Here is a 22,097-nt window from a genome sequence, read left to right as displayed (position 1 = left end):
TCATGGAGATAAGACGCAGGCCACCAAATCCTACAGTAAGGGTAGAAAATTTAGAATATGCCGTACCTCATAGAGAAGCACAAGCAAAAAATATTCTGGAAGAAATTGTATGGCACAAGGAAATTGAAATTAAGAATTTTAAAAAAATAGTCTCTTTAGAAGATCTCATCAAAAAGATTGAAAACCTTCCCTTCCCCAAAGATTTTTATAAAAATATCTTGGAGTCAAAAATAAAACCAGGAGTAATTGCTGAAATAAAAAAAGCTAGTCCGAGTAAAGGTGTTATTAGAAAAGATTTTAACCCTGAAGACATAGCAATTTGTTATGAAAAATTAGGTGCATCATGTATCTCAGTACTTACCGATAAAAGGTTTTTTCAAGGTAGTTATGAAATACTCGAAACTGTAAGGAAATCAACTAATCTCCCTCTTCTCTGCAAAGATTTTATTATTTCTGCTTATCAGATTTATAAAGCAAGGGTATCTGGTGCTGATGCAATATTATTAATCGCTGCGATTTTAAGTGATGACGATTTAATTTATTTAAAGAAAATAGCTGATAATTTAAAGATGAGTGTTCTTGTTGAAGTCCATGATTCTAATGAATTAGAAAGGATACTAAAGTTAAAATCTTTTAATTTGATTGGAATAAATAATAGAGATTTAAAGACTTTTAAAACGGATTTAAAAACATCAATAGAATTGATGCATACATATGCAGATATATTTTTAAAACAAAATATTATTCCCATAAGTGAATCTGGAATTAATTGTGCCGAAGATTTAGAATCGCTTAGATCTATTGGAATCAAGGGAGTACTAATTGGTGAAACTTTTATGAGAGAAACTGATATTGAACTATCGTTTAAGAAATTATTTAACTCAATTAAATATTGACTTCAAATCGTGCTATAAAATTGAATAGACAGAGTTGTATTGAATATATATGCAGGCTGTAATTTTAACAGGTATAGTTGCAGGATTTGTGCACGTGGTTAGTGGCGCTGATCATCTAATTGCAATGGTACCAGCAGCGATTAATAATCCCCAAAAAGCACTTAAAAATAGTTTTTCGTGGGGCTTGGGACACTCTTCAGGTGTCCTCTTGTTAGCTTTTCTGGCGATTTTTATTAAGGACATTACGCCATTCAATAAATTTTCTAATGTGGCCGAATTCCTAGTTGGAATTTCTCTTCTAATTGTTGGAGTATTTGCTATAAAAAATTCTTTTCAATTAAGTATCCACTCGCATTCCCATAAGCATGAGAATGGAATTGCCCATCGTCACTTTCACTTTCATGTTAAGGAACAAAAAAATAATAATAAGCACTCACATGCTTTGACTGGTTTAGGCTTGCTACACGGTATAGCTGGAGGTTCACATTTTCTTGCAGTTCTTCCTGCTTTAGCACTACCTTTAACAAGCGCTTGCTTATATTTGATTTCATATTTGATTGGTTCACTAATAAGTATGAATCTTTTTACATGTTTAATATCTTTTACCACCTTTAAAGCAAGTCAAAAATTTATTAAAAGATTAATAGCTGTAGCAGGAGGGCTTTCCTTTTCTTTAGGATTATTTTGGATTCAAAGAAGTGCTTCCGTTCTTTTGAATTAAAAAATTCTTTAATTTAGGAATAATTAATTTAGAGGTGACAATCCCAATTATTTTTTCGTTATTGATTAATCCAAATTTTTTACTATCTTCGCTCAATTCAATATTGTCGCCAATAACCTCAACATTATTTTGATTTACTGAATTTATCCTTTTTATTAGGATTTTATTTTTAAGTGGATGATAAAAAATAACTATTTGTCGTTTTTTAAGTATTGATTTATTCTTTTTATATTTTTTAAAAAATACAATATCACCTTCTTTTAGGTAAGGTAACATCGATTCGCCACTAATAATGGCAGTTATTCTTAAACCTAAAAAAAATAAAATAAAATCAAAAAAACTTTTGAAAATAATTCTGATTAACTAGCTTTTACAAAAGCGTCTGATCTTCCCTTTGAAGCCCAGAAAATATTATGTATCTTTTCTACATAACTCATAAGTTCTTCAGCTTGAGCCAAATCAATATTGACTTTGCATGCACTACATAATTTGGCTGCCTTCCAAATGGTTTCATGCAAGTCTGGATATGTTTCTAAGTGTACTGGTTTAAAGTAATCTGTCCACAAAATTAGAAGTTCTTTCTTTGTTTCTTTTGCTTGCTCTTCTTTAACCGCGACAAATCTAGAAAATGTATTACTGTATGCAGCCCACTCTGCTGAATCAGTGCTAGAAGGGGCTTCTAATGCAATAAGTTTTTTTGTCATTGATAAAACTGCTTCAGCTGCAACTCTGGTAGATGCTGGGTCGTACACACCACAAGGACCATCACAGTGAGCATGGACTGTCATTGGGGATTTTTTATCTAGAAAAAAATTAGTGAATTTACTTAACATTTCAAATATTTGATGTTGTATATATATTACTTGGAGATTTACTAAATTGAAAAGTCTTAGATATTTTTCTTACTTTATTTAATTGACTTTTAATAATTCAACCTCAAATATTAAAGTCGCATTAGCAGGTATTACATTTCCTGCTCCTCTTGATCCGTATCCAAGTTCTGGGGGTATTGTTAATTTTCTTTTACCTCCAACTTTCATGCCTGCAACACCTTCGTCCCAACCTTTTATTACTCGTCCAGCACCCAAGGGAAAGCTGAATGGAGCTCTTCCGATACTGGTATCAAATTGTGTCCCGTCTTCTAGAGTTCCTGTGTAATTTACAGTTACTGTTTGCCCAGCACTAGCTTCATCTCCTTCCCCATTTACGATATCTGCAATAATTAAACCACTTTCTGTAGTCCTTGAATTATTGTCTGATGGTGTTTCTTCTGCCATAGCGAAAAGTATAGGATTTGGATCTGATGGGTCTAGTTCAAATAAGTTATTATTTGAGACATTTGATAATTTTGCAACAGGTGTTTTTTGAACTGACTGAGTTTCTGATTCGGCAGCATTAACAACTTGTGGTGAATTAAATTGACTGAAAAGAGTTAATGAAACGCAAAAAACAAAAACTGCAAAACTAATAAAGACTTCTTTCACTTAAATTTTAAAAGTCACTAAAACTAATCTTACAGAATGAAGGTACAATAAATGGGTGATTATAAATTTAATTTCGTAATTTTAGATTGTTAATCCCGACACAGATTAAAAGCTTAAGACAATATTTTTACCCTTGTTTAGGTGGAATTTTAGGAGGAATTTCTGTTTCAACTCACTTTTGGCTGATTTTTATGCCGATATCTTTATTTATTTTATGGAAGGGAAGTGAAAGGAAAATAGCAAATTTTTGGTGGGGTTTTTTCTTCGTTTTGATAAGTCATTCATGGTTATATGATCTTCATCCATTGACATGGCTTGGTTTTTCATGGCTTGCAAGTTTAATAGTCGCCATTTCTATATTATTATTTTGCGCTTTTTTGGGTGGGATATTAGTTTATTTATGGGGATTATTAGTAGAAATTATTCTCTGGAAAGAGGATGTTTTTAAAATGAAAATATTACCTTTAACAGTAAAAGTATTTTTTTTATCTTTGACTTGGGGAATTGGTGAATTGATACTTTCTCAAACACCTTTTTTTTGGATAGGTTTAGGAGAGAGTCTTATACCAGGTGATATTTATCTTGCTGGTTTGGCAAGATGGATTGGCGCAAGTGGTTTATGCGTATTACAAATATTAATTGGATTTTGGATATTTTTTAGTCACGGTAGATGGAAAAGAAAACTTCACTTTAAAAAAATATCTCTTTTAGGACTTTTGGTTATTATTTCCTTACATTTATTTGGAGGTTTAACAACTCCAACAAAAAGAAATTTTGAATATCCAGTAGTTATTTGGCAAACTAATATACCAACAAGAGAAAAATTAAAAATAAATGATGAATTTATTAAAGAAAAGCAATCCATAGCTCAAAAATATGCTTTATCAAACAAAGCAAAACTTCTTGTTGCACCTGAAGGAACTTTATCTAACAACTTTTATTTATCTAAAGGCATAAAGGTTAATACCTTGGCTGGAGGTTTCAGAAATTCTAATAATGAGTTAAGAAGTTCTTTACTCGGATTTCAAATTGGAGATAAATCTTTTACCTCATTTATAGATAAAAATAGACTTGTTCCAATAGGTGAAAAAATACCTAAATTTCTAGATAATTTTTCAACAGGATTATCTGCAGTAGGAGGAATTCATCCAGGCTCTAATTCAAGATTTTTTGATCCTAAATTTACCCCCCCATTAGCAGTAGCGATCTGTTACGAAATTAGTGATGGTCTGAAAATAAGAAATGCTATTAATAGCGGAGCAAAACTAATAATAACTGCAGCAAATTTAGATCCTTATCCAGCTAAGCTTTATAATCAATTTCTATCTTTGGCTAGATTAAGAAGTATTGAAAATAAGAAAAATAATTTACTTGTATCAAATACCGGCCCATCGGGTTTAGTTCAAGAGGATGGAAAAATAATTCAACTTTTAGATTTTAATGTGGAGCAAAAAAGAATAGTGTTCCCTAATTTTTCATCCGAGAAGACCTTCTATACAAAATTTGGAGATAAACCTATTTTGTTATTGTTTATATTTTTTATGGGGTTAAATTTCTTTTGGAAATTAATTAATTAATCCACCACCTAATAAAATTTCTCCCTTATAAAAAACCGCAGCTTGTCCTGGCGTTACCGAACTTTGGCTTTCTTCAAAAATTAATTTAAATGATTTTGTTGGATTATCTAAATTTTTTAAAGGAACTAAAGTTCCTTTTACTGGATTACTTCTATATCTTATTTGTGCTTCTACTTCAATCTCTTGCTTAGGTTCTTCTATTGAAACCCAGTTAACCTTACTAATTATTGCTTCTTTATTAAAGAGATCACTTTTATCTGCTACAAAAACTACGTTCTTTTTCCTGTCTAAACTTTTTACATAAAGTGGTTCCGGCCAAGCAATACCTAAACCTTTTCTTTGTCCTACCGTAAAGTGCTGTATACCAGTATGAGTACCCAGTACTTTGCCATTTATATGAATAATTTCTCCTTCTTTGGGTTCAATGTGTTTATCTATAAATGTCTGCATTGATCCATAATGCTCTACAAGACATAAATCTTGACTCTCTGGTTTTTTAGCAGTTCTTAGGCCTAATCTAAGAGCTTCTTTTCTTGTTTCTTCTTTTTTCATTTCACCAAGGGGAAATTCTAATCTGCTTAGTACTTCTTGTGAAAGGGAATAAAGAAAATAACTTTGGTCTTTATTCTCGTCGGCACCTCTGAGAAGCAGTAAGTCCTTAAATACAAAGCTCTTGAAATCAATCTTATTAATATATGATGATTTTTTTATCCTTGCGTAATGTCCGGTCGCAATATGAGTAAAGTCTTTTTTGTTTAATGCGTAATTAAGCATCTCTTCAAACTTCACATTCTTATTGCACATCGAACATGGAAGTGGAGTGAATCCTTTCTCATAGCTTTCAGTAGTTTTTTTAATTACCTCTCTTTCGAAAATTTCTCTTGAATCGATTATATGATGATGAATTCCTAAATCTTCACAAAGGCCAGCAGCATCTACTAATCCTTCAGAACAACAGGAGCCTTGTCCTTTCATAAGCCAAAGAGTAAGTCCTTCAACATTCCAGCCACTTTCGACAAGAAGAGCGGCTGAAAGTGAACTATCTACGCCCCCAGAAAGACCTACAATAATATTTTTCTTGTTCTTCGCTTTATTATTAGAAGAACAGTGCTCTAATTTTTTATCCTTTTGTGTCTTTAACATGGAAGTTTAAATTTTTGAAAAGTACTTAATTCCTTTGAACCAATTATGGATGAAATTGGATGGCCAACAATTGACTCAAAACATTTAATTGTTGATTCAAACCAAATGTTGATATTAGAGAAAGAAATGTTTTCAGATGGGATGCCCCAAGAAGCATTGATGGAAAAAGCTGGTATCAAAATTAGTAAATGGCTTTTAAAAAGGAAAAATCTACTAAAGCACGGATTAATTGTATTTATTGGTCCTGGGCATAATGGTGGGGATGGAGCTGTAATAGCTAGAGAACTCTTCTTAAAAGGGTATTTAGTTAAAATTTGGTGCCCATTCCCTATTAAAAAAACATTAACAAAGAATCACATTAACTATCTTACATCTATTGGCGTAAAAAAATTAGTAGAGCCACCTGATGCAAATGGTAGAGAACTCTGGATTGATGCGGTTTTTGGTAACAATCAAAAAAGAAAAGTTGATTATAAATTAATTAAATTGTTTAATCAGAAATTTAATAACAAATATGGAAAAGTTGTGAGCGTTGATGTCCCTACTGGATTATGTCCTAATAAAGGAAAGCCTTTTTTAGATAATGCTGTAAAGGCCGACTTCACCTTAACCATTGGTCTTTGTAAAATTGGGTTAACGCAAGATTCTGCTTTGCCTTTTACTGGAGAATTGAATCAAATTGATATTGGGATACCTACTAAAAAATTATCTAAGGTTAAAAAAAAATTTTTAAAGATTACTTATTCTGATTTAAGAAAAATTGATTTACCTACCTTACCAAAAAATTCCAACAAATATAGAAGGGGAAGAACGTTATTAATTGCTGGAAGTAAAAAATATCCTGGGGCTGCATTCTTAGTATTAAAAGGTGCAATATCCAGTGGGGCAGGTTTTGTTTCAGCGGTCCTTCCTGAGTTAGTTGCTGAATCTATTTGGCAAGTTGCCCCAGAAATTGTTTTAAAAGGAACTATGCAATCTGATCAGAATGGTAACGCATCTTTATTCAGCGCATTAAAAAATATTGACCTTAGTGCATATGAATCATTAGTTGTAGGCCCTGGCATAGGAATTGATAATGATGATTGGCAAAAATCAAAAGAATACCTCATTGATTTTAAAGGATTATTAATTTTGGATGCTGATGCACTAAACAGGATTTCAAAATCTAAATTCGGATCAAAATTCTTTTTAGAAAGAAAATTTAAAACATGGATAACACCTCACAGTAAAGAATTTATTAGGTTATTTCCAGATATTAAGTGTAATAATAATATTGAATTAGCTTTTAAAGCGGCAAAAGAATTTAATATTAGTGTTCTGTTAAAGGGTGCTAATAGTGTAATTGCTGATAGTAAAAAAGTATGGCAAATTTATGGAACCGATTCTCAGACAGCTAGGGCTGGATTGGGTGATCTTTTATCTGGATTTTTAGCTGGCAGTTCTGCGATTGATTTAACTCATAGTAGTGACATTAAAACTGAATTTTTTGCTAAATACGTACTTTTACATTCATTTGCGGCATCAATGTGTAAGAGAGGGTCAAATTCATATGCGATTGGTGATGAATTATCAAAATTAATGAGAAATAGGAAAATGAGACAAATATCTTGAAAGACACAATTTAAAAGAGTTTTTTTTAGTTTTAAACACATTAATCAACAAATGTTACTTGAAATCTGAAGCGCGCATTAAATATTCTGCCATTTCGAGAAAAGTGTAGGAGAGTTTTAATACCTCATCAGGTCAAAAAATGGTGTCATCACTACCAATTCAATCAGAACCACCTAAAAGGAGAGGAAATGATCCAATTAGTTGGTATTTGCAAAACATTGGAAGAGTACCTTTGTTAACACCCGCTGAAGAGATTGAATTAGGTAATCAAGTTCAGAAAATGATGATTCTTACCGAAGATGGCCAATTAAATGAAATAAATAATGAATTTACAACTCAGCAAAAAAGAACCATAAAAGTTGGTAGAAGAGCTAAAGAGAGGATGATGAAAGCAAATTTAAGATTAGTTGTAAGTGTGGCAAAAAAATATCAGGGCAAAGGACTTGAACTTCTTGATTTGGTTCAAGAGGGATCTCTTGGATTGGAAAGGGCTGTTGAAAAATTTGACCCTACAAGAGGTTATAAATTTTCCACTTATGCTTTTTGGTGGATTCGACAGAGCATGACAAGAGCAATTGCTTGTCAATCTCGTACTATCAGATTGCCAGTCCACTTAAGTGAAAGATTAGCGTCCATTAGAAAAGTTAGCAGAGAACTGGCACATAAGCTTGGTGCAATGCCAAGCAGAATTGAAATTGCAGAAGCGATGGAAATTGATGTTGACGAATTAGATTCTGTTTTAAGACAAGCTCTGTCGACTAGTAGTTTAGATGCTCCAGTTAATGGTGACGACGGTAGAAGCTTTTTAGGTGATTTAATAGCGGATAGTAATAATGAAGAGCCTCTAGATCAAGTGGAACAGAAAATGCATCAAGAGCAACTTGGAAAATGGTTGAGTCATCTAAGCGAACAAGAGCAACATGTCCTAAAATTACGGTTTGGTCTAGAAGGAAATGAAAGACATACTCTCGCTGAGATAGGAAGGTTATTAGAAGTTTCTAGGGAAAGAGTCAGACAAGTTGAATTGAAAGCGTTGAGAAAATTAAGAAATTTAACCAGAAAACTACCTAGCGGTATTTAATCTAATCTTCAGCCCAGATATATTTAGTTAATTCATTTGATGGAGGTTCTGGTGCCTCAAGAGCATTCTTAACAGATTCTGAAATCTCATTATCTATTTTCTTTTCGATGTTTTTTAATTCTTCTTCCGTTGCTAATTTACCATCAATTATTTCTTTAGCTAATTTCTTGATGGGATCTCTTTTACCCCAAAACTCTTTCTCTTTTTCAGACCTTAATTCATCAGGATCTGCAAGAGAATGTCCTCTGTATCTATAAGTTAAGCATTCTAAAAGAGTAGGCCCCTCTCCCGCTCTTGCACGCTCAATTGCTCTTTGTGCTGCTCCTCTTACTGCTAATACATCCATCCCATCAACTTCTTCACCATGCATTCCGAAGGCAGAGGCTTTTCTCCAGATTTCAGGATTGCTGGTTGCCCTGTCATGAGCCATACCAATAGCCCACTTATTATTCTCAACAACAAAAATTATGGGTAATTTCCATAATTGAGCCATATTTAAGCATTCAAAAAACTGTCCATTATTACAAGTCCCATCTCCAAAGAATGCTGCAGTTACAGCATCACTATTGTTGTCACAAGAAACTTCTTTCTTGTATCTACTAGAAAAGGCTGCCCCTAAAGCTACTGGAATTCCCTCTCCTATAAATGCATATCCTCCCAATAGATGATGCTCTCTTGAGAATAAGTGCATGGACCCTCCTCTCCCTTTACTACAACCTGTAGCTTTACCAAAGAGTTCACTCATTACTTCAAAAGATGGAACACCTGCACTTAATGCATGAACATGATCGCGGTAGGTACTACAAAACCAATCATGTTTCTTTCTCATGGCACCAATTACTCCAGTGCTAATAGCTTCTTGGCCGTTATATAAATGAACGAAACCAAACATTTTCCCCCTGTAATACATTTCTGCACACTTATCTTCGAATCTTCGACCGAGTGTCATATCTTCATAAAGAAATAATCCAGTTTCTCGATCTAATTCGGCTTTTTTTATATCTTGAAGATTTGAGATTCTCTCTACGTGTGTTTCCAAGAAAATACCTTAATGAAGTTTTGATTTGTTAACATTCTAAGCTGTGAAGGTCAATTTTCATGATTTTTTTTAATAACTCTGTAAGACCATATGAAAAAATTTTTTAACTTGATAAAATTTGTCTAAGATTTTTAATAGGATATTTGTTTGGAACTTCCTTTAGATCATTTTCGTTTAATTGGCGTAAGCCCCTCTGCAACATCTGAGGAAATATTAAGGGCCTTTCAATTACGTTTGGATAAAACCCCGGATGAGGGATTTACTTATGAAGTTTTAACGCAAAGATCTGAGTTGCTTCGCTTAACTGCTGATAAACTCACAGACCCAGAAAGTAGGAGAGAATACGAAAATTTATTACTCAATGGATCATCTGGATTAGAGTTTTCTTCAAATAGAGAAGTAGCAGGTTTAATACTTCTTTGGGAATCAGGCTCGCCCAAAGAAGCTTTCAAAATTGCAAAAAAAGCTTTGCAGCCCCCTCAAACTCCTGCTTTAGGAAGTAGTAGAGAATCAGATCTAACTTTATTAGCTGCTTTAACTGCTAGAGATTCTGCAATTCAAGAACAAAAGCTTAGATCATATTCAAATGCTGCAGATTTTTTATCTGAAGGTATACAACTTCTTCAAAGGATGGGAAAACTCGTAGATATAAGGAAAGATCTTGAAGAAGACTTACTTTCACTCCTTCCTTACAGGATCCTCGATTTACTTAGTAGGGATTTAAATGATCAGGATTCTCATAAAAAAGGTTTAAGTATGTTGGAAAATTTAATAATCAAAAGGGGTGGTTTGGAGGGTAATAATAAATCTGAATATGGAAATTATTTAAACCAGCAAGAATTTGAGGCTTTTTTTCAACAAATCAAGCCATACTTGACTGTGCAGGAACAAATAGATTTGTTTCTTGAATTACAAAAAAGAGGGTCGTTAGAAGCAGGATTTTTAGCCTTTATATCCTTGACAGCAATTGGGTTCTCAAGAAGAAAGCCTGAAAAATTATTTGAAGCAAGGAGAATGTTAAAGAAACTAAATTTATCAGGTCTTGATTCAATGCCTCTTGTTGGTTGTTTAGATCTGCTTTTAGCCGATATTGATCAGGCCTCCGCAAGGTTTTCTAGCAGTTCTGATGAAAATTTACGAGATTGGCTTAATAATTACCCAGGGAACAAATTAGAAGCGATATGCATTTTCTGTAAAAATTGGTTAGAGAACGATGTTTTAGTTGGTTATAGAGATATTGAATCAAAAGAGGTAGATTTAGATTCTTGGTTTGAAAATATAGAAATTCAAGAATTCATAGAAAAATTAGAAAAAAAATCAACTAAAACACTATTTAAATCAAGTCTTCAAAACCAAACGATAAAAAAAGATTCTTCTATTAAAAATACTGAAGAATTTGATAGTCAGTTAGATAATTTTGATGAAAGAGGACTACCTTGGCCTGGCGGTATAAAAAAAGAATATGATAATCTTTATACTTCGGAAAATGAAATTAAAGATGAAATCCTTAAGAACAAACCAGTAGAGTTTTACAAGTATTTAATTGAAAAAGTTGCTGAATTAAAGTTTAGTTTTGGGGAATTTCTCAAAGACAAAGAGTTAGTAAACCTTTCACCTTATTTTATCTATCTATATGTATTTTTGACCTTATTTGCATTTGGCATTGGTATTGGATTATTAAGAAATAATTTTAAAAAATCAATTCAGAATGAACCTGAGGTGGTTAAACCCTTAATAGCGGTGGATAAAAAATCAAAGGTTTTTAACAAAGAGATAATTCAAGAAAGTAAAAATAAATCTACAAATGAATTGAACCCTTTTAAAAATATACAAGCTTCAAATAACTCAGTTTCTGTTGAAGAACTTACCAAAGCCTCGCCCTCTTTAGAAGAAATAAGAAATTTAATTAATGTTTGGCTTCTAAGTAAAAGTAATTATTTAGCGGGAAAGAACGAGGTAAATCTTACCAAAATTGTTAGAAATGGTTTGATTGAAAGAACAATTGAAGAAAGAAAAGGTGATATAAAGAAAGGAATTTATAAGGAAATTGATTCTCGAATACGAAAGATATCTTTGGAATCACAAACTTCATCCAGGATAGTTGTTTTAGTTGAATTAGATTATTTAGAAAGAATAATAAAAAATTCTGGAGAATTTGTTAATGAAACATCTTTGACTCCGCTGAAAGTAAAATATATTCTGGGCTTTTCTAAAAAATCATGGAAATTGGTTGATTTTGTAAGTGGTTTATAAGTATAAACTTCGAGATCATCTATAATAATTAAAATTACTTTTAAATAATGTTTGATGAACTCTCATCTCGCTTTGAAGACGCAGTAAAGGGTTTAAGGGGCGAAGCAAAAATTAGCGAAAATAATATAAACGACGCCCTTAAAGAGGTAAAAAAAGCACTATTAGATGCTGATGTCAGTTTATCCGTAGTAAAAGAGTTTGTTTCAGATGTTAAAGATAAAGCTATCGGAGAAGAAGTAGTTAGGGGTGTAAACCCAGGTCAAAAATTTATAGAAGTTGTAAATAAAGAATTGATTAATATTATGGGGAATGAAAATTCTCCATTAAATGAAAATGAGAATAGTCCTACTGTCATTTTGATGGCTGGACTTCAGGGAGCGGGTAAAACAACTGCAACAGGAAAATTAGGACTTTATTTAAAGGAAAAAGATAAAAAAGTTCTTTTGGTTGCTGCAGATATTTATCGACCAGCAGCTGTAGAGCAGCTCAAAACATTGGGAAGTCAATATGACTTGGAAGTTTTTTCAGCTAAAGAAAAAAATAGAAAACCAGAAGAGATAGCAAAGGAAGCATTGAATTTTGCTAGTGAAAATGATTTTAATTCAATAATTATTGATACCGCTGGAAGATTGCAAATTGATGATTCCATGATGAATGAAATGGTTCGAATAAAAGAAGTTTCTAATCCTGATGAAGTTTTGCTTGTTGTTGATTCTATGATTGGGCAAGAAGCTGCAGACTTAACAAAGTCATTTCATGAAAAAGTAGGCATTTCAGGGGCGATATTAACTAAGTTGGATGGAGATTCAAGAGGAGGTGCTGCTTTATCAATAAGAAAAATAAGTGGTAAACCAATTAAATTTATTGGTGTAGGTGAAAAAATAGAGGCACTGCAACCATTTCATCCAGAAAGAATGGCTAGCAGAATTTTAGGAATGGGCGATGTATTAACACTTGTTGAAAAAGCCCAAAAAGAAGTTGAACTTGCTGATGCAGAAGCGATGCAAAAGAAACTTCAAGAAGCAACTTTTGATTTTAATGATTTTGTTAAGCAAATGAGATTAATTAAAAGGATGGGATCACTTGGTGGATTGATTAAATTGATTCCTGGAATGAATAAAATCGATGATGGGATGATAAAAGATGGAGAGGATCAACTTAAGAAAATAGAATCTATGATCTCTTCAATGACTCTTGAGGAAAAACAAAAACCTGAGGTTCTTGCTGCACAACCTTCAAGAAGACAAAGAATCGCTCAGGGTAGCGGTTATGAAGCTAAAGATGTAGATAAAGTATTAGCTGATTTTCAAAGAATGAGAGGCTTTATGAAACAAATGTCGAACGGCGGAATGCCAGGAATGGGTGGAATGCCAGGAATGGGCGGAATGCCAGGAATGGGCGGAATGCCAGGAATGGGCGGAATGCCAGGAATGGGTGGAATGCCAGGAATGGGCGGAATGCCAGGAATGGGCGGTAATAAACCGATAAAAAAACAAAAAAATAATAAGAAGAAAAAAGGGTTTGCTGATTTATAGTTTCTAAATTTTTACCTTTCAATGATATTATTATTAAAAACGCATTAATTTAAGATGATTAAACTGCGCCTTAAGCGCTTTGGAAAGAAAAAAGAAGCAAGTTTCAGAATTGTTGCATGCAATAGTACTTCCAGGAGAGATGGTAGACCTTTACAAGAATTAGGTTTTTATAACCCAAGAACTAAGGAAACCAGGCTTGATACAGAAGCTTTAAGAACAAGACTTACTCAGGGTGCTCAGCCAACGGATGTAGTGAGATCTTTATTAGAAAAGGGAGGCTTATTAGAAAAAAAAGAAAGGCCTTCTATCGCAATTGGCAAAGCAAAGTTAGAGAAGGAAAAATTAGCTAAGGCTAAAACTAAAGACGAAGAAATTGAAAGTAGTAAAGCTGAAAGCGAGAGTAATGAAGCTGAAAGCTAGTGATTTGATAAACTTTTATTCAACAACTAGATGAAGGAAGTTTCCAAAACTGGTCACTTCACGATAGACTTGCCAAGCTCTGATGCCGCTACAGCACTATCAGGCCCAGGTAATTCTTTCTTAAAAAAGTTTGAGTCCTTAACAGGAGTTTCTTTAACAATAAGAGGCTTACAACTTGAGATGAACGGTGTTATATCTAAAATTGAGAGAGCATCAGCATTAGTAGAACTAACAAGACCAATTTGGGAACAAGGGTTAGAAGTCCCAGAGGTAGATCTTAAAGCGGCTTTAAGTTCTCTAAATATTGGAGAGTCATCTTCACATGCTGAGCTTGGAAAAAAAGTTCTTGCCCGTTCCAAAGAAGGCAGATATTTAAGACCAAGAACTATAAGGCAAAAAGAATATGTTGAATCAATTGAAAACTTTGATCTTACATTTGCGATTGGGCCAGCTGGAACTGGTAAAACATTTTTAGCAACTGTTTGCGCGGCAAGATTATTGAACGAGAAAAAAATTGAAAAAATTGTTTTAACCAGACCAGCTGTGGAAGCTGGTGAAAGTTTAGGATTTCTGCCTGGTGATTTGCAACAAAAAGTAGATCCATATTTAAGACCCCTATTTGATTCTTTACATAGTATTTTTGGGTTAGATAGAACAAATTCGTTAATCGATAAGGGAATTATAGAAGTTGCACCTTTAGCATTTATGAGAGGCAGAACTTTGGATAACGCCATGGTTATCCTAGATGAAGCACAAAATACTACTTGCTCTCAAATGAGAATGTTTTTAACCAGATTGGGTGATAGATCTAAAATGGTTGTAAACGGAGATATTACACAAATTGATTTAAAAAAAGATCAGGAAAGTGGCCTCATCGAAGCATCTAGAATTTTCTCTGAAACTGAAGGCATAAAATTTTGTTATTTAACTGTTGAAGATGTAGTTCGTCATCCTTTAGTCCAGAAAATTATTGAGGCTTATCAATAACTATATAACTCTGGAGATCCGTACCCTGAAATTTTAAAAATCGAGTAGAATAAAGCTATATATAAAAAATAGAAAATGCCAGCAAGTAGTAATTTCAATCAAGCTATTCGTGAAGCACAAACTAGTTCAATTGTTGGACCTAATGTTGTTCAAAAAGCTTTACCTTACGTAGGCGGAGGTATGGTTCTAACTTCTTTAGGCGTTTTAGCAGGTGTGTCACTCATAGCAACAAATCCTGGGCTTTTCCAGCCTCTTTCAATAATTGCATTAATTGCAGAATTGATTTTGTTTTTTATAGCCACAAGTGCTGCAAACAATGCAAATAATGCGAAAGCTTTGCCTTTATTAACAGGCTTTAGCTTGCTAACTGGATTCACCTTAAGTGGAATAGTTGCTTTAGCAATAGGAACTATTGGTATTGGTTCTGTTGGAACAGCGGCCTTAGCTACAGGTATAACTTTCGTTATTGCCTCTTATACTGGCCAAAGAATGAGTGATAGCGTTGGCCAAGCACTAAGTGGGGTGGTTGGTCTTGGGTTGATAGGTCTGCTAATAGCAATGTTTGTCCAATTAATCGGTGGATTTTTCGCTCCAGGTGTCTTTGGAGGTTCTGGATTAGAATTGATAATTGCGGGATTTGGAACGGTCTTATTTGTTGCAATGTCATTTGTTGATTTCTATACAATGCCAAGAAGATATAATGATGATCAATACCTTGCCGGGGCTTTAGGTATGTATTTAACTTATATAAATCTTTTTGTTTTTATATTGAGATTAATGATTGCACTTCAAGGCGGTGGAAGAAGAGACTAAACACATTACGTAAATAACTAAACCCAAAGCGTAGATTTGTTTCTACGCTTTTTTATTGGGCGATATCAAGAATTTGTTTTTTTATAAATTCCTTTTGCTCGGAATCATACTTTACTGAATTATCAAAACTATTGCCCATATCATCTAAGTCTCTAAGGACTTGATTGATAGACTTTGTAACTGACTTAGTTTCTAACAGTCTTAAAATAGCCTTACATCTATCTGAAATGTTTTCCGATGTTATCTCATATTCATGATTATTATCTCTTCGATGAATAATAATTTGAGCAGAACTCATTATCAAATTTTTTACTACTATGTCTGTTACAGCATCACCACCTTCGTTCAATTTGTAGATTAGTGAAAAAGGAAGTTTATCTAACAAAAAACAATCTTTATCTGATAAAGCGTATGCAAAAAATCCTCTGAGTCCATTTCTTGTTTTAGTTAGCTCTGCGATTCTATCTGCTAAAACCTCCTCGCTAAGTAAATCTTCACCCCACTCTTTGCACCATTGTGCGGATATGTTTATTGCTTGCGTGAAAGAAGCTTTTTTTAAATTTATGGTTTTTTTTTTCATTTTTGATCAGAATTTTATTATTGATGCATTAAAAGTCTTTGGCTAATTATAGATCTGGGTTTGTAACTTTACTAGGAAGGCCAAACGTCGGTAAATCTACTTTAATAAATAAATTGATTGGAGAAAAAATAACAATTACTTCTCCAATAGCGCAAACTACTAGAAATAAATTAAAAGGAATACTTACTAAAGACAATGGGCAAATAATTTTTGTTGATACGCCAGGTGTTCATAAACCTCATCATCGACTTGGAGAGATATTAGTAAAAAACGCAAAATCTGCAATTAATGGAGTTGATATGGTAATTTTTGTAATTGATTCAAGTGAAGAACCTGGTAGGGGAGATGAATATATTTTGAACTTTCTAATCGCAAATAAAACTGAATTTATTGTTGCATTGAATAAGTGGGATTTGGTTGATAAAGCATTTAAGAATTTACGATTAGATCAATATAGAAGATTTTTTGGAATTACAAGAAACTTTCAAATTGTAAGTGCTTCTCAAGGAGAAGGTTGTTCTGAATTAGTCGAGATGGCAATTAATTTTCTTCCAGAAGGACCAAAACTTTACAGCGAAGAGATGATATGCGACCAGCCATTAGATAATTTATTATCTGATTTAGTAAGAGAGCAGGTATTAATAAATACAAGAGAAGAAGTACCGCATAGTGTTGCAGTAAAGATAGAAAAGATAGAGGAAATGAAAAGAAAAAATAGCAAAAGTTTTACCGCTATCTTGGCTACTATTATTGTTGAAAGATCAACTCAAAAAGGTATTCTTATTGGAAAGAAAGGTTCAATGTTGAAAATTATTGGTCAGTCAGCAAGATCAAATATGTCAAAATTGATTGGTGGTCCAGTTCATCTAGAGTTGTTTGTGAAAGTTGTTCCAAATTGGAGAAAAAAAGAATCGAGGTTAATTGAGTTTGGTTATGAGGAAGATCTCTAGATGAGTAGTTTTAATTTTGATGTAATTACATTGTTCCCTAAAGCTTTTGAAGTAATAAATAATTCAGGGGTCATAACAAGAGCTCTAGATAAGAATTTGATCAATGTAAATTTACATGATTTAAGAGAATATGGTGAAGGTTCTTACAGACAAGTAGATGATAAGCCTTATGGCGGAGGGGCAGGAATGGTACTAAAACCTGAACCTATTTATAAAGCATATGAATCAATTAGAAAATCACCTAAAAGTAAAACTTTGTTAATGACCCCTCAGGGTAAAGTCTTAAAGCAAAAAGATCTTGCGAGATGGTCCACTTTGAATCAAATAATAATTATTTGTGGTCAATATGAAGGATTTGATGAGAGGATTAGATGTTTAGCTGATGAAGAGATATCAATAGGCGATTACATACTTTCTGGGGGTGAAATACCCGCTATCTCAATAATTAATGGTTTGACTAGATTATTGCCAGGAACTCTTGGTGATCCAGACTCCTTAGTGGATGAGAGTCATAATTCTCCTTTTTTGGAATATCCTCAATATACGAGGCCATTAACCTTTAAAGATATGAAAGTGCCAGATATTTTAGTAAGCGGTAATCATGAAGAGATTAAATCGTGGAGAAGACGAAAAAGTATTGAAAGAACATTGGAGAGAAGAAGTGACTTGATTTCAAATGAAAACTACAAAAAATCCCCACAAAGTAAGAGAATAATAAAAGAATATAATCAATTGATGAAATTTAGAATAGGAAATGGATACGATATTCATAAACTTGTAGAAGATAGAGCTTTAATTATTGGAGGTGTAACCTTATATCATCCCGAAAATCTAGGTTTGGATGGTCATAGTGATGCTGATGTTTTAATTCACTCGATAATGGATGCATTATTGGGTTCACTTTCGTTGGGAGACATTGGAAAGTATTTCCCCCCATCAGATGAAAAATGGAAAAATGCTGATAGTTTGTTTTTGTTATCAAAAGTAATTGACTTGATAAGACAAGATGGTTGGGAAATAAATAATATTGATAGTGTTCTTGTTGCTGAAAGGCCAAAAATGTTGCCTTATATAAAACAAATGAAAAAAAATATTTCTGAGATCTTAAATATTGATGAAAATTTAATTGGTATTAAAGCAACTACCAATGAAAAATTAGGTCCAGAAGGGAGAGAAGAGGGTATAAGTTGCCATTCAGTTGTACTACTTGAGAAAAAATGACATTAAATTTAAATTTGAAAAAAAAAATTCAAAGATTTTGTTTAGTTTTAATATGCTTAGTAGTTTTAATTTTTCAACCTGATGTTCCCAATTTAAAAGCTCATACTATGAATAGTTATCAAGGTGAAATGGTCATTGAGGAATTAAGACTTAAAGTCCCTGCTGGTGTAAGAGAAGCATGGTTGAATGCTGAAAAAGAAATATGGGAGCCATGGTTATCTTCTCAAGATGGTTTTTTGGGGAGACAATTATTTTGGGATAAAGAAAAAGAAGAAGCTTTAATATTGGTAAATTGGAAAAGTAAAAAATTATGGAAAAGCATTCCAATGTCAGAAGTAAATGTAGTCCAACAAAAATTTGAAGATAATGTTAAAGCTGCTTTAAATGTAGGAGAAAATCCTTTTAAATTAATTTATGAGGGAGAGTTAGATAAGCAAAGATGAATTTTGATATCAAGTTTGATTTTCAAAGAAGAGAGAGGCTTGGACTCATTGAGGCTATTTGGGGGCAAGACAAGAGTATTGACCAATTAAAAAGATTATCTGAAAGTGTATTAAGTAAAAATGAGGTTGTTTTCATTACTAGGATAAATAGTGAAAAGGCTAATTATCTTTTGGATTTGTATGATTATGCAAGATTCTATGAAGAAGCAAATTGCCTTATAATTGGGAAAAATCTGAATAAAATAAATACAAATAAAAAAGTTGCCATAATTTCAGGAGGGTCAAGTGATTTAGCCGTAACTCTTGAAGCACAATTAGCTCTTGAAATATATGGAGTGAATTGTCAATCTTTTATAGATGTTGGAGTAGCAGGACTTCATCGATTAATGAGTCAGTTAGAAGAAATTAATAAATATAATGTATTGATAGTTTGTGCTGGAATGGAAGGGGCCTTGGCAACAGTTTTGGGAGGATTATTGCCACAACCTATAATTGCAGTGCCTGTCTCAGTCGGTTATGGGGTTAGTAAGGATGGGGAAACTGCTTTAAATAGTATGTTGTCAAGTTGTTCTCCAGGTATTGCAGTTATGAATATAGATAATGGTTACGGAGCAGCAATGGCGGCTCTGAGAATTATTAAAAGTATTTCCTGATTGATTCACTTTTTTTCTATTTCTAGCAGGTTTTCTATCCATAAACTAAGCTGTTTTGAAAGCATTCCTTCTTCTCTCATTTTGATTGCTTTTACCACGACTTCTGTATTTACCCATTCTGGAAATCTTTTCGGCATTTATTTATATATTCAGTAACTTTAATTTGGTACAAATTTTTATAAAGACAAGACCTTAGTAACAAATTTAATCTTTTATGTTTGATTTTGTACCTAATCTAGAAAGCTCAGAAGATGTATGTTCATTTTCTACATTTTTTAATCTTTCAATTAATTCATTAAGGTCTTTGTGTGCTAACTCACCATTTTGCTCCCATTTTAGGGACCTAGAGTTACTATGAATTTTTTCTTTCATTTTTCTATTGAAGTAATAAAAATATATAACGAAAAAAAGAAAAATTTGGTAAATGTTTCAAGGCTAAACTTAAAAAATTATGAAGATTTTTAATATGGAAAAATTTTATCTTTTAACCACCGCCCACTATTGAAACGATTTCTAAATTATCCCCATCTTTAAGTTTTACTTTTTCCCAATTTATGGAATTAATAATTAAATTATTTAACTCTACAACTATTGTGTTGGGTTTATATCCCATTAAATTTAGAGCTTTAGATAGTAGAGCATTGTCTTGATCAAGTTTTATTTTTTTTTCTTCTCCATTTACTTTAATTTTCATAAGACAATTCTTTTAAAATCATAATAGCGTCTTCTTTAGGATGTTCAGAATTCATTAATTGGGAAACTAAGGCAACTTTTTTAAAACCATGTCTTTTTAAATATGAAATATTATTCGAATTAATTCCTCCGATAGCAAACCAAGGAATATTTAAATCTTTTGTTAAAGTTTTGATCTTTTCAATACCTATAGGTTTTTTGTTCTTTTTTGTTGTCGTTTCAAATACTGGTCCTATTCCTATATAATCACAACCCTTTTTAAGGGCGTTAGAAATATCAATTTTATTATTTGCGCTTATACCAATTATTTTTGAATATCCTAATAATTTTCTTGCGGTTTTTAAGTCTAAATCATCTTTTCCAAGATGAATTCCATCCGCATTAGAAGCAAGAGCTATATCCAACCTATCATTAATGATGAACAAAGCATTATATTTTTTACATAGTTTTTTAATCTTAATCGCTTCTTGAAGATTATCTTTATCACTTCCTGTTTTAAATCTATGTTGAATGATTCTTACTCCTGCAATTAAAATCTCTTCTATTATTTCTAATAAATTGGCCTTTTGATCTGTGATTACATATAAGTCATTTTCTTTTAGTATTTTTTCAGAATTCTTACAACTGCTTAAATTTAATAAGTCTATTTCTATAGTATAAATTTCATATCTAATTTCCGACGCGATTTTTGAAAGCTCATGATTATGTAGCCTTGAGAATTCTTCTATGACTCTTAATGCTTCTTGAACTCTGCCTGAATTAGAACTTATAATTTGGTCAGAGGTATTTCTGTTGAATTGCTCTTTATGGGTCAATCCTTTGCATTTATCATTAATATGATTTCTAGATTGTTTATAAACTTCTAGATGATTTTTCCCTAAAATTTGTCTAAAATTTTTAATCTTCTTAACATATTTTTCTTTGCCTAGACCAAATCTAGCCCAATCCTCCAGTACTCGTAATCCCTCTCTAGCTCTGTCTAGATTGGCGTCAATAATTTGATAATTTCTTAAATCTTCATTGTTTGTAGTATTGAAATTCAGCATTTGTAACTTATTTTTTGTCGGGTTTAAAAATTTGCAGGGCATTATCTCTATCTTTTTTAATTTGATTAGAAAGTTGATCTATATTTTTGAACTGGATTTGAGACCTAAGCTTTTCAAGTGGTTCTACAGATAGATTTAAACCATATAGATCGATATCTTTATTAATTAAATGAACTTCAACTGCAGATGGCAATAAAGGATTTATAGTTGGTTGAGGGCCAAGATTCATGACAGATTCAATTTTTTGGTTGGAATTTTCTATAGTTGTCCAAGCTGCGTAGACTCCTTCTCCAGGTAAAAATTTTCTGCCATCTATTTCAAGATTTGCGGTAGGCCATCCTATGCTTTTCCCAAGCCCTTTACCTTTCACAACCTTTCCATTAAAACTATAAGGCCTTTTAAGCATTTTGAAAGCATTTTTCAGATCACTTTTCTCTAATAAATCTCTTATCCTGCTGCTGCTGATTCTTCCTTCTTTGTCTTCTAAAATGGGAGTAATTTTTAAATTTATGTCCGTATCTTTAATTGTATTTTTTATAGTATTTATATCTCCACTTCTTTTAAAACCAAATTTAAAATTAGCACCTACAGAAATGTTTTTAGCTTGTAGTTGATTTATTAAAATATCTTTTACAAACATTTCTGCACTTAATTTGGATAGTTCCTTATCAAAAGGAATAAGAACTAATTGTTCAATCCCTAGATCTTCTAGAATGGGTAGTTTTTCATAAGGAAGATCAAGTCTAAGACGCGTTTCTTTGTATAGAATTTCTCTGGGATGAGGCCAGAAGCTGGCAATTGTTGGAGCATATTGATTTTCTTCAACTACACTTTTTATTAATTTTCTGTGGCCAGCATGTAGACCATCAAAACTTCCAATAGCTATTGAAGTAGGATTTTTAACTTCAGATGGCGATATTAAAGAGATCAAAAGAATACGTGCAATTTTAT

General features: G+C 32.5%; 25 protein-coding genes. 14 read left to right on the top strand and 11 right to left on the bottom strand.

The features are described from left to right. Positions 1-2 precede the first annotated feature (2 nt). Positions 3-896: an indole-3-glycerol phosphate synthase TrpC gene (trpC, locus tag HA151_RS07160; protein WP_209106795.1), complete on the top strand. Its 894-nt coding sequence runs from the start codon at positions 3-5 to the stop codon at positions 894-896. Between the two features lie 49 nt (positions 897-945). Next, positions 946-1,617: a hydantoin utilization protein A gene (locus HA151_RS07155; RefSeq protein ID WP_209106794.1), complete on the top strand. Its 672-nt coding sequence runs from the start codon at positions 946-948 to the stop codon at positions 1,615-1,617. On the opposite strand, the gene sodX is transcribed toward HA151_RS07155, so the two are convergent. The 3 genes from sodX to HA151_RS07140 all read right to left on the bottom strand — a co-directional run bounded on the left by sodX (position 1,576) and on the right by HA151_RS07140 (position 3,101). Then, on the bottom strand, positions 1,576-1,968 hold the full coding sequence (gene sodX / locus HA151_RS07150) for a nickel-type superoxide dismutase maturation protease (RefSeq protein WP_209107148.1): 393 nt from the start codon (positions 1,966-1,968) through the stop codon (positions 1,576-1,578). The two genes, HA151_RS07155 and sodX, sit on opposite strands and share 42 nt — an antisense overlap. 8 nt (positions 1,969-1,976) lie before the next feature. Further along, a complete protein-coding gene (gene sodN / locus HA151_RS07145; protein ID WP_209106793.1) occupies positions 1,977-2,450 on the bottom strand; it encodes a superoxide dismutase, Ni in 474 nt (157 codons plus the stop codon). Positions 2,451-2,528: 78 nt separating this feature from the next. After that, positions 2,529-3,101: an FKBP-type peptidyl-prolyl cis-trans isomerase gene (locus tag HA151_RS07140; protein WP_209106792.1), complete on the bottom strand. Its 573-nt coding sequence runs from the start codon at positions 3,099-3,101 to the stop codon at positions 2,529-2,531. Positions 3,102-3,187: 86 nt separating this feature from the next. Between HA151_RS07140 and HA151_RS07135 the strand changes: the two genes are divergently transcribed. Then, positions 3,188-4,678 carry an acyltransferase gene (locus tag HA151_RS07135; RefSeq protein ID WP_209106791.1) on the top strand — a complete coding sequence of 497 codons (1,491 nt, stop codon included), beginning with the start codon at positions 3,188-3,190 and terminating at the stop codon, positions 4,676-4,678. Here the strand turns inward: HA151_RS07135 and mnmA are convergent. Further along, a complete protein-coding gene (gene mnmA, locus HA151_RS07130) occupies positions 4,667-5,821 on the bottom strand; it encodes a tRNA 2-thiouridine(34) synthase MnmA (protein ID WP_209106790.1) in 1,155 nt (384 codons plus the stop codon). The two genes, HA151_RS07135 and mnmA, sit on opposite strands and share 12 nt — an antisense overlap. A 45-nt stretch (positions 5,822-5,866) precedes the next feature. On the opposite strand from mnmA, the gene HA151_RS07125 reads away from it, so the two are divergent. Together HA151_RS07125 and HA151_RS07120 are read left to right on the top strand one after the other, a co-directional pair. Beyond that, positions 5,867-7,432, top strand: coding sequence for an NAD(P)H-hydrate dehydratase (locus tag HA151_RS07125; RefSeq protein ID WP_209106789.1), 1,566 nt, complete (start codon positions 5,867-5,869; stop codon positions 7,430-7,432). Positions 7,433-7,571: 139 nt separating this feature from the next. After that, positions 7,572-8,513, top strand: coding sequence for an RpoD/SigA family RNA polymerase sigma factor (locus HA151_RS07120; RefSeq protein ID WP_209106788.1), 942 nt, complete (start codon positions 7,572-7,574; stop codon positions 8,511-8,513). A 1-nt stretch (position 8,514) separates the two neighbouring features. Here HA151_RS07120 and pdhA read toward each other — a convergent pair whose 3' ends face one another. Further along, positions 8,515-9,552, bottom strand: coding sequence for a pyruvate dehydrogenase (acetyl-transferring) E1 component subunit alpha (pdhA, locus tag HA151_RS07115; RefSeq protein ID WP_209106787.1), 1,038 nt, complete (start codon positions 9,550-9,552; stop codon positions 8,515-8,517). Positions 9,553-9,699: 147 nt separating this feature from the next. On the opposite strand from pdhA, the gene HA151_RS07110 reads away from it, so the two are divergent. From HA151_RS07110 to HA151_RS07090, 5 genes are all read left to right on the top strand, one after another. Then, positions 9,700-11,805, top strand: coding sequence for an IMS domain-containing protein (locus tag HA151_RS07110; protein ID WP_209106786.1), 2,106 nt, complete (start codon positions 9,700-9,702; stop codon positions 11,803-11,805). 47 nt (positions 11,806-11,852) lie between these two features. Continuing rightward, positions 11,853-13,340, top strand: a complete 1,488-nt coding sequence (gene ffh / locus HA151_RS07105) for a signal recognition particle protein (protein WP_209106785.1) — start codon at positions 11,853-11,855, stop codon at positions 13,338-13,340. A gap of 54 nt (positions 13,341-13,394) precedes the next feature. Next, positions 13,395-13,760, top strand: a complete 366-nt coding sequence (gene rpsP / locus HA151_RS07100) for a 30S ribosomal protein S16 (RefSeq protein ID WP_209106784.1) — start codon at positions 13,395-13,397, stop codon at positions 13,758-13,760. Positions 13,761-13,790: 30 nt separating this feature from the next. After that, the gene (locus HA151_RS07095) at positions 13,791-14,747 is read left to right on the top strand and encodes a PhoH family protein (RefSeq protein WP_209106783.1); all 957 of its coding nucleotides are present in this window, start codon (positions 13,791-13,793) and stop codon (positions 14,745-14,747) included. 75 nt (positions 14,748-14,822) lie between these two features. Next, positions 14,823-15,560, top strand: coding sequence for a Bax inhibitor-1/YccA family protein (locus tag HA151_RS07090; protein WP_209106782.1), 738 nt, complete (start codon positions 14,823-14,825; stop codon positions 15,558-15,560). A gap of 52 nt (positions 15,561-15,612) precedes the next feature. Here HA151_RS07090 and HA151_RS07085 read toward each other — a convergent pair whose 3' ends face one another. After that, on the bottom strand, positions 15,613-16,140 hold the full coding sequence (locus HA151_RS07085; protein WP_209106781.1) for a hypothetical protein: 528 nt from the start codon (positions 16,138-16,140) through the stop codon (positions 15,613-15,615). A gap of 38 nt (positions 16,141-16,178) precedes the next feature. On the opposite strand from HA151_RS07085, the gene era reads away from it, so the two are divergent. Genes era through larB form a run of 4 tightly spaced genes read left to right on the top strand, consistent with a single transcriptional unit; the run spans position 16,179 to position 19,407 of the window. Further along, positions 16,179-17,090: a GTPase Era gene (era, locus tag HA151_RS07080; RefSeq protein WP_209106780.1), complete on the top strand. Its 912-nt coding sequence runs from the start codon at positions 16,179-16,181 to the stop codon at positions 17,088-17,090. Then, positions 17,091-18,311: a tRNA (guanosine(37)-N1)-methyltransferase TrmD gene (gene trmD, locus HA151_RS07075; RefSeq protein ID WP_209106779.1), complete on the top strand. Its 1,221-nt coding sequence runs from the start codon at positions 17,091-17,093 to the stop codon at positions 18,309-18,311. It abuts the gene before it with no gap. Next, positions 18,308-18,754: a TIGR03792 family protein gene (locus HA151_RS07070; RefSeq protein WP_209106778.1), complete on the top strand. Its 447-nt coding sequence runs from the start codon at positions 18,308-18,310 to the stop codon at positions 18,752-18,754. The genes trmD and HA151_RS07070 overlap by 4 nt, the downstream gene beginning before the upstream one ends. Further along, positions 18,751-19,407, top strand: coding sequence for a nickel pincer cofactor biosynthesis protein LarB (larB, locus tag HA151_RS07065; protein WP_209106777.1), 657 nt, complete (start codon positions 18,751-18,753; stop codon positions 19,405-19,407). Before HA151_RS07070 ends, larB begins: the two co-directional genes overlap by 4 nt. A gap of 5 nt (positions 19,408-19,412) precedes the next feature. Here the strand turns inward: larB and HA151_RS09350 are convergent, their stop codons facing one another. The 5 genes from HA151_RS09350 to HA151_RS07045 form a co-directional block, all read right to left on the bottom strand. Continuing rightward, positions 19,413-19,544: a hypothetical protein gene (locus HA151_RS09350; RefSeq protein ID WP_257473226.1), complete on the bottom strand. Its 132-nt coding sequence runs from the start codon at positions 19,542-19,544 to the stop codon at positions 19,413-19,415. 67 nt (positions 19,545-19,611) lie between these two features. Next, positions 19,612-19,779, bottom strand: a complete 168-nt coding sequence (locus tag HA151_RS07060) for a hypothetical protein (protein ID WP_209106776.1) — start codon at positions 19,777-19,779, stop codon at positions 19,612-19,614. 112 nt (positions 19,780-19,891) lie between these two features. Then, a complete protein-coding gene (gene thiS, locus HA151_RS07055; protein ID WP_209106775.1) occupies positions 19,892-20,101 on the bottom strand; it encodes a sulfur carrier protein ThiS in 210 nt (69 codons plus the stop codon). Then, a complete protein-coding gene (locus tag HA151_RS07050) occupies positions 20,091-21,146 on the bottom strand; it encodes a thiamine phosphate synthase (protein WP_209106774.1) in 1,056 nt (351 codons plus the stop codon). The genes thiS and HA151_RS07050 overlap by 11 nt, the downstream gene beginning before the upstream one ends. Before the next feature lie 7 nt (positions 21,147-21,153). Continuing rightward, positions 21,154-22,077 (bottom strand): bifunctional riboflavin kinase/FAD synthetase, encoded by a 924-nt coding sequence (locus HA151_RS07045; RefSeq protein ID WP_209106773.1) that lies wholly within the window; start codon positions 22,075-22,077, stop codon positions 21,154-21,156. Between the last annotated feature and the right edge of the window lie 20 nt (positions 22,078-22,097).

Source organism: Prochlorococcus marinus XMU1419 (assembly GCF_017695955.1).
GTDB lineage: Bacteria > Cyanobacteriota > Cyanobacteriia > PCC-6307 > Cyanobiaceae > Prochlorococcus_A > Prochlorococcus_A marinus_AD.
This window is presented reverse-complemented; position numbering and strand designations above follow the sequence as displayed.

Excerpts from the sequence above, each read along its gene's own strand:
- HA151_RS07070 (WP_209106778.1), top strand. The coding sequence starts at position 18,308 with ATGACATTAAATTTAAATTTGAAAAAAAAAATTCAAAGATTTTGTTTA.
- HA151_RS07125 (WP_209106789.1), top strand. The coding sequence starts at position 5,867 with ATGGATGAAATTGGATGGCCAACAATTGACTCAAAACATTTAATTGTT.
- HA151_RS07060 (WP_209106776.1), bottom strand. The coding sequence starts at position 19,779 with ATGAAAGAAAAAATTCATAGTAACTCTAGGTCCCTAAAATGGGAGCAA.
- HA151_RS07120 (WP_209106788.1), top strand. The coding sequence starts at position 7,572 with ATGGTGTCATCACTACCAATTCAATCAGAACCACCTAAAAGGAGAGGA.
- HA151_RS07050 (WP_209106774.1), bottom strand. The coding sequence starts at position 21,146 with ATGCTGAATTTCAATACTACAAACAATGAAGATTTAAGAAATTATCAA.
- mnmA (WP_209106790.1), bottom strand. The coding sequence starts at position 5,821 with ATGTTAAAGACACAAAAGGATAAAAAATTAGAGCACTGTTCTTCTAAT.
- HA151_RS07155 (WP_209106794.1), top strand. The coding sequence starts at position 946 with ATGCAGGCTGTAATTTTAACAGGTATAGTTGCAGGATTTGTGCACGTG.
- ffh (WP_209106785.1), top strand. The coding sequence starts at position 11,853 with ATGTTTGATGAACTCTCATCTCGCTTTGAAGACGCAGTAAAGGGTTTA.
- larB (WP_209106777.1), top strand. The coding sequence starts at position 18,751 with ATGAATTTTGATATCAAGTTTGATTTTCAAAGAAGAGAGAGGCTTGGA.
- HA151_RS07090 (WP_209106782.1), top strand. The coding sequence starts at position 14,823 with ATGCCAGCAAGTAGTAATTTCAATCAAGCTATTCGTGAAGCACAAACT.
- HA151_RS07085 (WP_209106781.1), bottom strand. The coding sequence starts at position 16,140 with ATGAAAAAAAAAACCATAAATTTAAAAAAAGCTTCTTTCACGCAAGCA.
- HA151_RS09350 (WP_257473226.1), bottom strand. The coding sequence starts at position 19,544 with ATGCCGAAAAGATTTCCAGAATGGGTAAATACAGAAGTCGTGGTAAAA.
- rpsP (WP_209106784.1), top strand. The coding sequence starts at position 13,395 with ATGATTAAACTGCGCCTTAAGCGCTTTGGAAAGAAAAAAGAAGCAAGT.
- thiS (WP_209106775.1), bottom strand. The coding sequence starts at position 20,101 with ATGAAAATTAAAGTAAATGGAGAAGAAAAAAAAATAAAACTTGATCAA.
- trpC (WP_209106795.1), top strand. The coding sequence starts at position 3 with ATGGAGATAAGACGCAGGCCACCAAATCCTACAGTAAGGGTAGAAAAT.
- HA151_RS07095 (WP_209106783.1), top strand. The coding sequence starts at position 13,791 with ATGAAGGAAGTTTCCAAAACTGGTCACTTCACGATAGACTTGCCAAGC.
- trmD (WP_209106779.1), top strand. The coding sequence starts at position 17,091 with ATGAGTAGTTTTAATTTTGATGTAATTACATTGTTCCCTAAAGCTTTT.
- sodN (WP_209106793.1), bottom strand. The coding sequence starts at position 2,450 with ATGTTAAGTAAATTCACTAATTTTTTTCTAGATAAAAAATCCCCAATG.